Origin of the sequence: Glutamicibacter sp. NPDC087661, assembly GCF_044743275.1 — a bacterium.
In the GTDB taxonomy this organism is placed as follows: Bacteria; Actinomycetota; Actinomycetes; order Actinomycetales; family Micrococcaceae; genus Glutamicibacter.
Genome location: NZ_JBIUWE010000001.1, coordinates 133,748 through 147,011, shown reverse-complemented (window position 1 = coordinate 147,011; position 13,264 = coordinate 133,748). Strand labels below are relative to the sequence as shown.

Annotated in this window: 14 protein-coding genes; 7 read left to right on the top strand and 7 right to left on the bottom strand. The window is 60.2% G+C overall.

The features are described 5' to 3' along the window. The first annotated feature begins 65 nt into the window (after nt 1–65). Nucleotides 66–1,208 carry a phosphoribosylformylglycinamidine cyclo-ligase gene (gene purM / locus ACIOTN_RS00685; RefSeq protein ID WP_332485915.1) on the top strand — a complete coding sequence of 381 codons (1,143 nt, stop codon included), beginning with the start codon at nt 66–68 and terminating at the stop codon, nt 1,206–1,208. Between the two features lie 245 nt (nt 1,209–1,453). On the opposite strand, the gene ACIOTN_RS00680 is transcribed toward purM, so the two are convergent. Together ACIOTN_RS00680 and ACIOTN_RS00675 are read right to left on the bottom strand one after the other, a co-directional pair. Beyond that, nucleotides 1,454–2,344 carry a Sir2 family NAD-dependent protein deacetylase gene (locus ACIOTN_RS00680; RefSeq protein ID WP_402734977.1) on the bottom strand — a complete coding sequence of 297 codons (891 nt, stop codon included), beginning with the start codon at nt 2,342–2,344 and terminating at the stop codon, nt 1,454–1,456. A 191-nt stretch (nt 2,345–2,535) separates the two neighbouring features. Beyond that, the gene (locus ACIOTN_RS00675) at nt 2,536–2,754 is read right to left on the bottom strand and encodes a DUF3073 domain-containing protein (protein ID WP_105657086.1); all 219 of its coding nucleotides are present in this window, start codon (nt 2,752–2,754) and stop codon (nt 2,536–2,538) included. A gap of 222 nt (nt 2,755–2,976) precedes the next feature. Between ACIOTN_RS00675 and ACIOTN_RS00670 the strand changes: the two genes are divergently transcribed. Further along, the gene (locus tag ACIOTN_RS00670; protein ID WP_133833565.1) at nt 2,977–3,618 is read left to right on the top strand and encodes a septum formation family protein; all 642 of its coding nucleotides are present in this window, start codon (nt 2,977–2,979) and stop codon (nt 3,616–3,618) included. A gap of 73 nt (nt 3,619–3,691) precedes the next feature. On the opposite strand, the gene clpB is transcribed toward ACIOTN_RS00670, so the two are convergent. Further along, the gene (clpB, locus tag ACIOTN_RS00665; RefSeq protein WP_133833564.1) at nt 3,692–6,280 is read right to left on the bottom strand and encodes an ATP-dependent chaperone ClpB; all 2,589 of its coding nucleotides are present in this window, start codon (nt 6,278–6,280) and stop codon (nt 3,692–3,694) included. Between the two features lie 170 nt (nt 6,281–6,450). Between clpB and ACIOTN_RS00660 the strand changes: the two genes are divergently transcribed. The 3 genes from ACIOTN_RS00660 to ACIOTN_RS00650 all read left to right on the top strand — a co-directional run bounded on the left by ACIOTN_RS00660 (nt 6,451) and on the right by ACIOTN_RS00650 (nt 8,936). Continuing rightward, the gene (locus tag ACIOTN_RS00660) at nt 6,451–6,945 is read left to right on the top strand and encodes a DinB family protein (protein ID WP_133833563.1); all 495 of its coding nucleotides are present in this window, start codon (nt 6,451–6,453) and stop codon (nt 6,943–6,945) included. A 30-nt stretch (nt 6,946–6,975) separates the two neighbouring features. Further along, nucleotides 6,976–7,443, top strand: coding sequence for an N-acetyltransferase (locus ACIOTN_RS00655; RefSeq protein WP_133833562.1), 468 nt, complete (start codon nt 6,976–6,978; stop codon nt 7,441–7,443). Between the two features lie 308 nt (nt 7,444–7,751). Next, entirely contained in the window at nt 7,752–8,936 is a 1,185-nt protein-coding gene (locus ACIOTN_RS00650; RefSeq protein ID WP_105656995.1) for a TerC family protein, read from the top strand. Nucleotides 8,937–9,009: 73 nt separating this feature from the next. On the opposite strand, the gene ACIOTN_RS00645 is transcribed toward ACIOTN_RS00650, so the two are convergent. Then, nucleotides 9,010–9,420 (bottom strand): YccF domain-containing protein, encoded by a 411-nt coding sequence (locus ACIOTN_RS00645; RefSeq protein WP_105656996.1) that lies wholly within the window; start codon nt 9,418–9,420, stop codon nt 9,010–9,012. A 126-nt stretch (nt 9,421–9,546) separates the two neighbouring features. Here ACIOTN_RS00645 and trmB point away from each other — a divergent pair, with 126 nt between their 5' ends. Together trmB and ACIOTN_RS00635 are read left to right on the top strand one after the other, a co-directional pair. Continuing rightward, nucleotides 9,547–10,404 carry a tRNA (guanosine(46)-N7)-methyltransferase TrmB gene (gene trmB, locus ACIOTN_RS00640; protein ID WP_133833561.1) on the top strand — a complete coding sequence of 286 codons (858 nt, stop codon included), beginning with the start codon at nt 9,547–9,549 and terminating at the stop codon, nt 10,402–10,404. Between the two features lie 50 nt (nt 10,405–10,454). After that, entirely contained in the window at nt 10,455–11,081 is a 627-nt protein-coding gene (locus ACIOTN_RS00635) for a GNAT family N-acetyltransferase (protein WP_105657088.1), read from the top strand. Here ACIOTN_RS00635 and ACIOTN_RS00630 read toward each other — a convergent pair. The 3 genes from ACIOTN_RS00630 to ACIOTN_RS00620 all read right to left on the bottom strand — a co-directional run bounded on the left by ACIOTN_RS00630 (nt 11,078) and on the right by ACIOTN_RS00620 (nt 13,261). Further along, nucleotides 11,078–11,506: a heat shock protein transcriptional repressor HspR gene (locus tag ACIOTN_RS00630; protein ID WP_105656998.1), complete on the bottom strand. Its 429-nt coding sequence runs from the start codon at nt 11,504–11,506 to the stop codon at nt 11,078–11,080. The genes ACIOTN_RS00635 and ACIOTN_RS00630 overlap by 4 nt on opposite strands. Before the next feature lie 113 nt (nt 11,507–11,619). After that, complete coding sequence (locus ACIOTN_RS00625; protein ID WP_105656999.1) at nt 11,620–12,594, bottom strand: DnaJ C-terminal domain-containing protein; 975 nt, start codon at nt 12,592–12,594, stop codon at nt 11,620–11,622. 85 nt (nt 12,595–12,679) lie between these two features. Next, the gene (locus tag ACIOTN_RS00620) at nt 12,680–13,261 is read right to left on the bottom strand and encodes a nucleotide exchange factor GrpE (RefSeq protein WP_105657000.1); all 582 of its coding nucleotides are present in this window, start codon (nt 13,259–13,261) and stop codon (nt 12,680–12,682) included. Nucleotides 13,262–13,264 lie beyond the last annotated feature (3 nt).

Here is a 13,264-nt window from a genome sequence, read left to right as displayed (position 1 = left end):
CCAACCATCTCGTTGCAAAGGGCGCCGGAAATGCGGCGCCCAGAACAGAAAAGGAACCGACTGCCATGAGCGGCAATGATCAGCAGCCAACTTCCATCACCTATGCCGGTGCCGGCGTTGACGTTGAGGCCGGTGACCGTGCCGTTGAGTTGATGAAGGGCGCGATCAAGGCAACCCACACCGCGGGCGTTGTCGGAGGGGTCGGCGGCTTCGCCGGGCTCTTCGATGTATCGTTCCTGACCGGTTACAAGAAGCCGTACTTGGCTACCTCCACCGACGGGGTAGGCACCAAGGTTGCCATCGCCCAGAAGCTGGACATCCACGACACCATCGGCCAGGACCTGGTCGGCATGGTGGTCGACGATATTGTCGTGGTGGGCGCCAAGCCTCTGTTCATGACCGACTACATCGCCACCGGCAAGGTCGTCCCGGAGCGCATCGCGGATATCGTGCGCGGCATCGCGGAAGGCTGCAAGCTGGCCGGCACCGCGCTGGTTGGCGGCGAAACCGCGGAGCACCCGGGCCTGCTAGCCGAGGACGAATACGATGTTGCCGGTGCTGCTACCGGTGTCATCGAAGCTGACCAGCTGCTGGGCCCGGAGCGCGTGCGGGCCGGCGACGTCGTCATCGGCATGGCGTCCTCGGGCATCCACTCCAACGGCTACTCGCTGGTGCGCCGCGTCATCGCCCACGCCAAGTGGGAGCTGGAACGCGAAGTTGCAGAGTTCGGCAAGACCTTGGGCGAGGAACTGCTGGTTCCGACCCGCATCTACACCACCGCTTGCCTGGATCTGGTGGGCGAGCTGAACGACGGCGAGAACTTCGGCGTGCACGGCTTCAGCCACGTCACCGGTGGGGGCCTGGCTGCCAACCTGGCTCGCGTGCTGCCCCAGGGCCTGATGGCCCGTGTGGACCGCTCGACCTGGTCCCTGCCAGCAGTCTTCTCCACCATCGCCCAGCTGGGCAACGTGCCACAGCCTGACCTTGAGCGCACCCTGAACCTGGGTGTGGGCATGGTTGCTGTTGTTGATCCAGCTGTAGCTGATCGTGCCGTAGAGCTGCTGAACAAGGCTGGCATGGGAGCTTGGGTCATGGGCGGCGTCGAGAATATCGATCCAGCGGCAGCCGATGCCGGACTGGACTACGTCCAGGGAGCCAAGGGCGTTGACGGCGGCGCAGTGCTGCTGACCGGCAACTACGCCAAGTAGTACTCGCAGGATCCGCTTCCTTGCCGATGCGCCGCACTGATCCCAGTGCGGCGCATCGGTTCTTTAACGCCATCGCCATGCGAATGGGGATGCAGGGTTGACCGGAGCCCTCTTGCCCGGCTTCCAGGCGCCAGGCAATGCTGCCGGTGGTGCTGCACCAGTGCGAGCTTCCTGCCGGGCTGAGTGCCCAGAGCAGCATTTGGCACGCTTCATTGGTGTCCCTTGCGGGACGAAATACCGGCCTGCTAGTCCAGTTGCTTCAGGGCGTGCTCCAAAGGCACACGCCAGCGCCAGGTTGCTTTTTGTTCACCGCGGACGTGGCCGTTGGTAATCAGCGCCACCGGCAAATCCCGCTTGACGAAGTTCAACAGGATCTTGTACCCGCTCATCACTGCAAGGGAGGAGCCCAGCACCAAGAGCGATGTGGATTCCGCTTCCAGTGCCGCAATGCGTTCCTTGCGTTCAACCGGAACGTTCTCGCCGAAATACACCACATCAGGCTTCAGGGCCAGCGAGCCGCAGCTCAAGCAGGCCACCATGTTGAACCGGTCAACCAGATACTGGGGCAGCTCCACATCCCCATCGGGGTTCACCGCGCTGGGGTCGATTTCCACGGCTTCCAAATAGCCTTCGTTGGCCGCCTGCAGGCGCAGATCAAAGTCATTGCGGTTCTCGCTGTACCCGCAGTCCAGGCAGCGGACGATCGACAAGTCGCCATGGACCGGAATGACCCGTTTGGATCCGGCCTGCTGGTGCAGCCCGTCAACGTTCTGCGTAATGATTCCACTGAGTTTCCCGTGCTCTTCCCACTGCACCAAGCGCTGGTGAATGTGGTTAGGCTCGGCTTTGTCCATATGGCGCCAGCCGACGTAGCCACGGGCCCAATAGCGCTGCCGGGCTTCAGGACGGAATCGGAATTCTTGATAGGTCATCGGCCGGTGGCGCTGCAATGAACCGTTGGGTCCCCGGTAGTCGGGGATTCCGGAATCGGTAGAAACACCGGCTCCGGTGACCACCAGGACCCCGCCAGCGGAAAGCATTTGGCGCACCCCGGCACGCGCTTCAGCTTCCGGGGATTCAGGTGCCTGCTGCTCGACAATGCGCTGCATCGACCGGATGGCCGAATTATGCGCCATCTGGATGGATAGCTCTTCTGGAGTGCTCACGTTCCACCTAACAATTACTGGGCACGACAAAGGCCGCAACGACTAAAAGCTAATTTAGCTTAGTCGCTGCGGCTTGTCGCAAAATGTACTGAAGAGCTGTACCACTCAATGCTTAAGGTGTGGCACTCTGAGCCAAGGACTCCCGGCATCAGAAGACGAGGCTACTCGTCTTCGTCATCTCCCGAGTACTTCTTAGTCAGCTCGTCGTATTCCGAATATTCTTCGTCATACGATGAATCATTACGCTCAGTGTTCTGAGCATGATGATCGGACTGAACGCCCAACTCGCGTTCAAGTGCCGAAAGGTCAGTGGACGGCGAGTAGTACTTGATATCTCGCGCCTGACGCTGTGCTTTAGCCTTTTGACGGCCGCGCCCCATGGCGTGACCCCCTCTTTTCAGTAGAGTCGGGAGGTGGTCCACCTTGAAAAGATGAAGGCCCCCGAATATGTGATCAGTTCTTTCGTAATTAAAGGTTAACACGATTCACCGGCGAGCGCTGAATGCAACACCCTCCGAAACCGCTAGACTGTCGATTAGTCCAACGACTATGTATTGAGCCGGCGAGCGATCGCCCGACCCAACCACGAAGGAGCTCAACAGGTGGTGGAAAACAATCTGCCCGAGCCGCAGGCGGCTTTGCCGCCATTGCAGCCAGAACCGGAGAAGCCCAAGCGTCAAAGTGCCCAATGGGCCTTGATGATTGTCGCCGTTCTCGCACTGGCCGCGGCAGTGGTTTTCGTGGTGTTGAGACTAGTGGATCCCCCTGCTTCGCCAACTGCGAACAACGTGGAGCGCAACGAGAATCCAGGCCTCGACGGCATTGTTGCCACCGAGATGCCTCCAACCCAGTTGGAGCAAGGCGACTGCCTGCGCGGATTCAATTCACCACTGGATCCGCAGACGGTCGTAACCTGTGATTCCTCCCACAATGCCCAACTGATCGGCATCTTCCAGGTCACTGGCGAGGAGTACCCGGGAGCCAACGTGCTGCTCACCCAATCCGAAGACCTGTGCAAATCGGTGTCACTGGATCCTCGTGCAGGGCTGGACTCCACCTGGACCTATCACTTCTCGCGTCCCTCGGAGAGCACCTGGGGCCAGGGCGACCGCACCGTTTCGTGCTTCCTGAGCCTGTCCGAGGGCGACGTCCGCAACTCATTGCTGCCAGAGGGCTCTACGGATGGAGAATCGGAGAACTCCGAAGAGGAGCCGTCCAAGGCACAGGAGACCACCGACAGCTAAGTCTGCGTTCAGGAAAAATGGCGAGGGCATGAACGGGATTCCATCCGTTCACGCCCTCGCCATTGCCAGGCTCCTAGGCCTTCTTGGCAACTTTGAGCTTGTCGCCAACTTCGTCCAGGGTGACCCCTACAGTATCCCCGTCCTGCACCGTTCCAGCCAGGATCTCCTTGGCCAGCCGGTCTCCGATCTCGCGCTGCACCAGGCGGCGCAGCGGACGAGCGCCGTAGGCAGGATCGTAACCGGTCAGGGCCAGCCAATCGCTGGCGGCCTGATCCACCTCCAGGTTCAAGCGGCGGTCGGCCAAGCGCTGTGCGAGCAGGTCGATCTGCAGCTTGACGATGCTGCCCAGCTCTTCGATGCTCAATGGGTCGAAGAGGATGACCTCATCGAGACGGTTCAAGAACTCCGGCTTGAACGATGCATTGACCACGCTCATCACCGCTGACTTCTTGGCCTCGTCTTCCATGCTCTGGTCCACCAGGAACTGGGAACCCAGATTCGAGGTGAGGATCAGAATGGTATTCCTGAAGTCCACGGTGCGGCCTTGGCCATCGGTCAGCCGCCCGTCATCGAGCACCTGCAGCAGGATATCGAATACTTCCGGATGCGCCTTTTCCACCTCGTCCAGCAGAATCACCGAGTACGGGCGGCGGCGCACAGCTTCGGTCAGCTGCCCGCCCTCTTCATACCCTACGTAGCCCGGAGGGGCACCGACCAGGCGCGAAACCGCATGCTTCTCCGAGTATTCGGACATGTCGATCCGCACCATCGCCCGTGGATCATCGAAGAGGAAGTCAGCCAGGGACTTGGCCAACTCGGTCTTGCCGACACCGGTAGGACCCAGGAACAGGAAGGATCCGGTAGGCCGGTTCGGGTCGGCAATGCCGGCGCGGGTACGGCGAACGGCGTCAGAGACAGCGGCAATAGCCTGCTTCTGCCCCATCAGGCGCTGCCCGATGATTTCTTCCATATCCAGCAACTTCTGGCTTTCGCCCTGCAGCATGCGCCCGGCCGGAATACCGGTCCACGCCGAGATGACTTCTGCAATGTCATCCGCGGTGACTTCCTCGGCAACCATGGTGTGCGTATCGGCCTTATCGGCTTCGGCAGCTGCCGCCGCATCCAGTTCCTGCTGCAGCGTTGGGATCTCCCCGTAGAGCAGGCGAGAGGCCTGCTCCAGGTCGCCCTCGCGCTGGGCCTTGTCGGCCTGGCTGCGTAATTCGTCGAGCCTGACCTTCAGGTCGCCGACGCGGTTCAAGCCAGCCTTCTCGGCTTCCCACTGGGAGTTCAGCGCGTCCAGCTGTTCCTTCTTGTCGGCCATGTCCTTGCGCAGCGCATCCAGGCGTTCCACCGAAGCTGGATCCGTTTCATCGGACAGCGCCAGCTCCTCCATGGTCAGCCGGTCCACCTCGCGGCGCAGCTCATCGATTTCCTCCGGAGCCGAGTCGATCTCCATGCGCAGGCGGCTAGCGGCCTCATCGACCAGGTCGATGGCCTTGTCTGGCAGCTGGCGGCCGGAGATGTACCTGTTGGACAGCGTGGATGCTGCCACCAAGGCGGAGTCCGCAATGGAAACCTTGTGGTGCGCCTCGTAGCGCTCCTTCAACCCACGCAGGATGGCAATGGTGTCATCCACGCTGGGCTCACCGACATACACCTGTGCGAAGCGGCGTTCCAGGGCGGGATCCTTCTCGATGTTCTCGCGGTACTCGTCCAAGGTAGTAGCACCAATCAAGCGCAACTCGCCGCGGGCGAGCATTGGCTTGAGCATGTTCCCCGCGTCCATGGCGCCTTCGGAGGCTCCGGCGCCGACCACGGTGTGGATCTCGTCAATGAAGGTGACAATCTGGCCGTCCGAAGCCTTGATCTCTTCCAATACCGACTTCAGCCGCTCTTCGAATTCGCCACGGTACTTGGCGCCGGCGACCATGGCGCCCAGATCCAGCGAGATCAGGGTCTTGCCACGCAGGGATTCCGGCACGTCGCCCGCGATCATGCGCTGGGCAAGCCCCTCAACGACAGCGGTTTTGCCAACGCCTGGCTCGCCGATCAGCACCGGGTTGTTCTTGGTTCGGCGGGAGAGCACCTGGACCACGCGGCGGATCTCGCGGTCGCGGCCGATGACTGGATCCAGCTTGCCCGAGCGCGCCAGGGCGGTCATGTCGGTGCCGAACTTCTCCAGGGACTGGAAGGTGGCCTCCGGATCCGGATTATCGACCTTGCGGTCGCCGCGGATGGTGGGCAAGGTGCCCACCAGCAGTTCGCGGGTGGCCCCGAATTCGCGCAACGCGTCGCCGGCCTTGGTCTGGTCTGATGCCAAGGCGATAAGCAGGTGCTCGGTGGAGACGTAGGTGTCCCCCATTTCTGCGGCAGCCGCTTGGGCGTTGCTCACAACCTGCAGCACCTGTCGGGAGTACTGGGCTTGGGCCACTGAACTGCCGGAGCTGGAAGGCAATGCGTTGATGACAGCGCTTGCCTTGACCGAAAGCGCGTCGACATCCAATCCGGCGGTCTTCAGGAGGGCGACTGCGACGGAGTCGCGCTGGTCCAGCAAGGCCTTCAGCAGGTGCGCAGGTTCAATCTGCGGATTGCCTGCGGTTGAAGCGTTCATCCCGGAAGCCGAGAGGGCTTCTTGGCTCTTAGTGGTGAGTTTGGTGTCCACGCGCATCCTTTCTCTAATTGGGTGAACCCATAAACTTGAGTGTACTTAACTCAACTCTACTCGCACTCTTCGTATTCCAGCTAGAGCAAGATTTTCGAAAGATTTTCCATTTCACTTGCCCCAGAGGCAAAATACCTTGTCACTGACGATTTGCCGACTTAAGATAAGGCATGGCCAACCCGGATTCCAAAGACATTTTTTCACTGACCCACGATGATATGGTCCAAGTTTTCATCGATCAGCACCGGCAGATGCTGCTTTCCTGCACCGGCGGACTGAGTGAAGCCGAAGCCAGATTGAAGTTGGTTGAATCCAAGACCACGCTGCTCGGGCTGGTGAAACATGCGATCTTCGTGGAACGGGTCTGGTTCGGTGAAGCAGCCACCGGCCGGAGCCGTGCAGAGCTGGGCATTGCCTCTTCGCCCAGCAAATCATTCGACTTGGAGGCTTCCGACACCATCGATTCGATTCGGCACGAATATGCCCAAGCCATCGAACTGTCGCATCAAGCAGTCGAAGGCAAAACAGGAGATGACGTCTTCTCAGGCAACCGGCGTGGACCGCTGCCGCTGCGCTGGATCCAGCTGCATATGCTGCGTGAACTGGCACAGCATTGCGGACACGCAGATATCCTGCGTGAACAAATCCTGGCCGCGCGGAAATAGCGTGCCGCCCTCAACCGGTAGACTCCGGGCATGCCATTAGAACTCCACCCGCTTCCCGCTGAAGAATTCCATTCGTGGATGGCACGAAGTACCGCCGAGTACGTATCGGACCTTGTTGCCGCTGGCAGTTCCCAGCACAAGGCGCAGGAAGATGCAGACCGGGCCATGACCCGGGCCTTTCCCACCGGATTGCCAAGTTGCACCAATGCGGTATTCACCCTGGAGCATGGCATTTTCGGCGATGTGGGCTATGTCTGGATCGGCCACGACACCTCAGGCGATCCGGCTTCATGGTGGGTTTGGGACATAGTTGTCGACCCCGGGCACCGCGGCAAGGGGTTCGGACGCCAGGCCATGAATTTGGCCGAAGAATACGCCCGTGCCCACGGCGCACGTACCCTGGGGCTGAATGTGTTCGGATTCAACCAGAGCGCTCGCGGCCTCTATGAATCGCTTGGATATGAAACCACCAGCATCAAGATGCACAAGTCGCTCTAGCAGCGCCTAGTTCCTGCCCCTAGCCCACGTTGCTCCAAGCAAAGTGCATTCTTCGAATTGCTATTGACGCCTACCCAACTGCACAAAGACAAAGTACATTACAGATCATCATGACATCCACGGACCAAGATTTTTCCAGAAGCATCGCATCAGGATAAGCTGGTAGAACGTAAGGGAGTATTCATAATCGTTGAATCCGTCAATACGCAGGACTTCATGGTCCTGCCGGGTTTTGCGGCCAGCCCCGGGGTCGGTGAAGAGACTTACTCAGATGCGTTCGCGCGCTACTTACGAAAGCAGGAATCCCTATGGGAGTTTCCCCTATGATTTGGGGCATCACGATTGTCGTGATTCTCGCCCTTCTGGCCTTCGACTATTTCTTCCACATCCGCAAGGCCCACGTTCCATCGCTGCGTGAAGCAGCCATCTGGTCCAGCATCTATGTTGGATTGGCCCTCGTTTTCGGTGTGCTGGTGCTGGTCTTCGGCGGAATCGACATGGGTGCCGAGTACTTTGCCGGCTACATTACCGAGAAGGCCCTGTCGGTCGACAACCTGTTCGTCTTCCTGATTATCATCGCCAGCTTCCGCGTACCCCGCGAAGACCAGCAGAAAGTCCTACTCTTCGGCATCGTCTTCTCGCTGATCGCACGTACCGCCTTCATCTTTGTCGGCGCGGCGCTGATCAACCAGTTCGCTTGGGTCTTCTACCTGTTCGGCCTGATCCTGCTGTTGACCGCAGGCAACCTGCTGAAGAAGGATGACGAATCCGATGAGGCCAACAACTTCATCATCCGGATCGCCAAGAAGCTATTCCACACTACCGACAACTATGACGGCGACAAGCTGTTCACCAAGATCGATGGCAAGAAGGTCCTGACTCCGATGCTGCTGGTCATGGTGGCCATCGGCGGTACCGATATTCTCTTCGCTCTGGATTCCATCCCTGCGATCTTCGGACTCACCCAGAACGTCTACATCGTGTTCACGGCTACCGCCTTCTCGCTCATGGGACTGCGCCAGCTCTACTTCCTGCTCGACGGATTGCTGGACCGCTTGATCTACCTGTCCTACGGGTTGGCAGCAATCCTGGCATTCATCGGCGTGAAGCTGATCCTGCATGCACTGCACGAGAACAACTTGCCATTCATCAATGATGGTGAGCACGTGATGGTCATTGAAATCAGCACCGGCCTGTCGCTGAGCGTCATTATCGGTGTCCTGGTGCTGACAATTCTCGCTTCGCTGTTCAGCAAGGCAGGCAAGGCCCAGACTGCCATCGGCAACCTGCGCCGCCATGCCAACAGCTACAACGACCTGAGCTACACCTCGGACGCGGTCGAACGCGAACGCATCTACCGCGCCTTGGTGGAGGAAGAAGCGTATGTGAAAACCATGGAAAAGAAGTACCGCGACAAGGCCAAGGACGTGGACAAGATCCGTGTCGAGGTCGCCGAAGCGCACCGCCAGCACGATGAGTACCTCAAGAGCTGATCAGGTTCGTACATAAAGCGAATGGCTGCCAACCCCATCAAGGGTTGGCAGCCATTCGCTGTCTTGGCGCAGCCTAGCGGCGAACACCGCCGATGAAATAGTCCGAAGGCACAATGACCTTGCCCAGAGGCATCAGGGAAACCGGGATCATCTTCAAGTTTGCGATCCCCAGCGGGATGCCGATAATCGAAATGAACATCGGGATCGCGGTTACCACGTGCCCAACGGCAATCCAGATACCAGCAAAAATGATCCAGATGATGTTGCCCAGGGTGGAGAACGCGCCTACCGGGCCGTTGTCGACCACGGTGCGGCCAAACGGCCACAGCGCATAGCCGGCAATGCGGAACGAGGCGATGCCGAATGGAATGGTCACGATCAGCACGCAGCAGATGATGCCTGCCAACACGTAGCCCAAGGCCAGCCACAGGCCGCCGAAAAGCAGCCAAATAATGTTGAGAATACCGCGCACTAAATCAGTCATGGTTATATTCTCTGTCTTTTGCCTGTTTTACTCCATCGGGGATCCCCCCGATTTTCTTCTAGGGGTGTCCAATCCCCTACCGTTCGGCAAGCATCGAAGCAGCTTGCTCGGATAGGATTAATCATCATGAGCGAATCGAGCGAGCAGCAGCGCCCAGCCCACGGCACTGCCCCTAGGAACCCAGACCTTTTCCGTGCCGAGCCGGTATCCTTCGTGCGCCGCGGCAACCGCCTGCAGGGCCGCCGTGCCAGCGCCTGGGAGCGCAATGCCGATCAGTACGTCATTGAGCCGCCCCGCAAGATCGCCGACACTTCGGTTGCCGATGACTTCCAGCTCGATCCTGCCGAGGCTTTCGGACGCACCGCACCGCTGATCGTGGAGATCGGCACCGGCCTGGGCGAATGCATCGCCAACGCCGCCAAGGATGATCCCGAGCGCAACTACCTCGCCGTTGAGGTCTACCGTCCGGGCCTGGCCCAGCTGATGCTGAAGGTCGAGTCTTTCGGCATCACCAACGTCCGCGCAGTGCAGGCCAATGCCCCAGAGGTTCTGGATGTCATGCTGGACGAGAACAGCGCCGATGAGATCTGGATCTTCTTCTCAGATCCATGGCACAAGCCGCGCCACCATAAGCGTCGCCTGATCAAGGCCTCGTTCCTGGACAAGGTCTCCCGCGTGCTCAAGCCGGGAGGCACCCTGCGCTTGGCCACCGACTGGTCCAACTACGCCGAGCAAATGCGCGAAGTCCTCGAAGCCCATCCGGACTTCGAGAACCAGCATCATGGCAATCTGTCCGGCACTGAGAGCAACCTGACCAAGGTGCGCCGCGAGGGCATGGAAGGCTTCGACCCCGAGCCAGAATTCACCGATGCCCAGGGTGGCTGGGCCCCGCGTTTCGAGCGCCGGATCCTGACCAGCTTCGAAGGCAAGGCGCTCAAGGCTGGTCGTCTGGTCTTCGATCTGGCGTACACCCGCATCGGCTAGTCGCCGAAATAAAGCATTGAAGAGGCCATGGAATCCATAGGATGGATTCCATGGCCTCTTCTTCTGCGCAAAGTCTGCACTACGCCCAAGCTCCGAGAATGGACTATGCCGGGGTGCGGCTAGAACAATTGTCAATGGACCACGCCCCGGATCTGATCCAGCTCGCAGCCAACGGCCAGTTGGATGAAGCGTGGTTTGCCACCACTCCATCGGCCGAATCCATGCGCTTGGATATCCAGCGCCGCTTGGCATTGCAGGAAACTGGCGAGATGGCTCCCTTTGCGATCATCGACCTGTCCACCGGCAAAGCGGTGGGGGCCACGACTTACTTGAATATCGACGCGGCAAATCACCGCGTGGAAATCGGCTCAACGTTCCTGGCCATGCCAGCCCAAGGCACCGGGATCAATCCAGCTGCCAAGTTCATGCTGCTGCGCCGGGCTTTCGAGGAACTGGATTGCTATTCAGTGGCTTTCTGCACGCACTGGCACAATGCCGCTTCACGCGCCGCGATTGCACGGCTCGGCGCCAAGCAGGATGGCGTGCTGCGCAATCACAAATATGATCCAAAGAGCGGCACCCTGCGCGATACGGTGATGTTCTCAATACTCCCGCACGAATGGCCTGCCGTGCGCACCCAATTGGAAGCGCGCTTGGCCCGGCACGGACGGATCTAGCGTCCGATAGCGCGGCGTGCGGTAAACAGCGTCACGGTCGGTTCACGGCGTTCAGGGCGCATGCCCCTAGCCAACGAAACGATGTCGCCTCCAGCGGTGCCCGCAGCGAAGATGCGAGATTGGCCCTGGCGTACGGCGGAAAGTTCTTGGCGAAGCCCATTGACTTCGGTTTGCAGATAGGCGACTTGATCTTGCAGGTCCAGGATGCGCTTGATGCCCTCGAGCGAGACGCCTTCCTTGCTCAGGGCCTGCACCTGGCGCAACAGTGATACGTCGCGCTGCGAGTAGCGGCGTTGCTTTCCGCTCTGGCGGCTGGGCGAAACCAAACCAATGCGGTCATACTGGCGCAGCGTCTGCGGATGCATGTCTGCAAGTTGCGCGGCGACGGAAATGACGAAGACAGGTCGCAGGTACTCCCCGTTCACGTTGCTTCTACCACCTTTCTGCAAGGACCTTGGATTCGGTCCCTATTGCCTTCGAGTCTATCTTCCCTGCCCAGCCAATTCGATGACGGGGCAGGGAAGACAGCCTATTGGGTTCAGAGCTTGGCTTTGGCAGCCAAATCCACTCGTGGATCCTCGCCCTCGGTGGCTGATGCGAAGTCCTCCACGGCCTTCTTTGCAGCATCCGAGAGGTTCTGCGGAATCGCGACATCCAGGACGATCAGCAGATCGCCGGTGGCCTTGGAGGTCTTCACGCCGCGGCCCTTCAGACGCAAGGTGCGCCCGGAGTTGGATCCAGCGGGAACCTTCACCGCAACGGAATCCCCGTCCAGGGTCGGTACGTGGATCTTTGCTCCAAGCACCGCTTCAGCGAAGGTCACCGGCACGTGGATGCGGATGTTGTTCTCTTCGCGCTTGAAGAACGGGTGCTCGCTGACCTTGACCTTGACCAGCAGGTCGCCGTTGCCGGCAGCACCAGGCTGGCCCTTGCCGCGCACGCGCACCGACTGGCCATCCTTGATGCCCGCCGGTATGCGCACGTCAATGACCTCGCCATTCTGCTCGCGCAGGCCAATGGTGGTGCCCTTAATTGATCCGGAGAAGGAAATCGTGGTGCTCGCCGTGCGGTCAGCACCCTTGCGCGGTGGTGCGCTCTGGCCGAAGCCGCCGCCACCGAAACCGCCGCCACCACCGAAGAGGTCGGAGAAGTCCGGCTGCCCGCCGCGGCCACGTGGGCCCGCTCCGCCGCCTCCGAAGAGGTTGGAGAAGATGTCCTCGAAGCCGGCTTGCCCGCCGGGGCCGCCCGGTCCGCCACCAGCAGAGAATCGCGCTCCGCCGCCCATGGCGCGGATCGCGTCGTACTGCTCGCGCTCTTCCTTGTCCGAAAGCACCGAGTTGGCTTCGGAGATGTCCTTGAATTTCTTTTCAGCGGCCGCATCACCCTGGTTGGTATCCGGGTGGTACTTGCGCGCAAGCTTGCGGTACGCCTTCTTGATGTCCGCCTCGCTGGCGTCCTTGGAGACGCCCAGAATGGCGTAAAAGTCTTTTTCGATCCAGTCCTGACTTGCCATCAGGGCCCCATCCTTTCAGTGCCAATTCGACACTGCCCACTGTCGAAGACTCGGCAGTGGGCAGTATCGATTGTGCTATTCGTGGCTATTCGCCGGTTGCTACCAGCACCTGAGCTGCACGCAGGATGATGGTTCCCTTGCGGTAACCGGTGCGCAGCACCTGTCCCACGTGGTCGGCTGGAATCTCGTCAACAGCCTGGCGAAGCAGGGCTTCGTGGATGTTCGGGTCGAATTCCACGCCGGCCTCGTTGATGCGCTCCAGGCCATGCTGAGCCAGAATTCCATCCAGCTTGTTGGCGATCGATGCGAACGGGCCGTCGGCGAGGTCGCCGTGGGCTCGCGCCGCATCGATGTCGTCAAGCACCGGAAGCAGGGTGTTGAGCACGGACTGCACGGCGTTTTCACGCGCTACGGCCCGGTCGCGTTCCACGCGCTTGCGGTAGTTGACGTATTCGGCCTGCAGGCGCAGCAGGTCGTTGCGCAGTTCGGTTTCCACCGCACCGGCCTCTTCCGGCTGCGCCGAATCGGCTTCAGCGCCAGCAGCAGCTTCGTTCAGGATCGCCTCGGCCTGACCCAGGGCGTCAGCGGTTGGCTGCTCGTTGGCGGCCTCTGGCTGGTTCTCCGGCTCCTGGCCGGAGTTCTCGTTCTGGTCCTTTGCCTCGGACATATT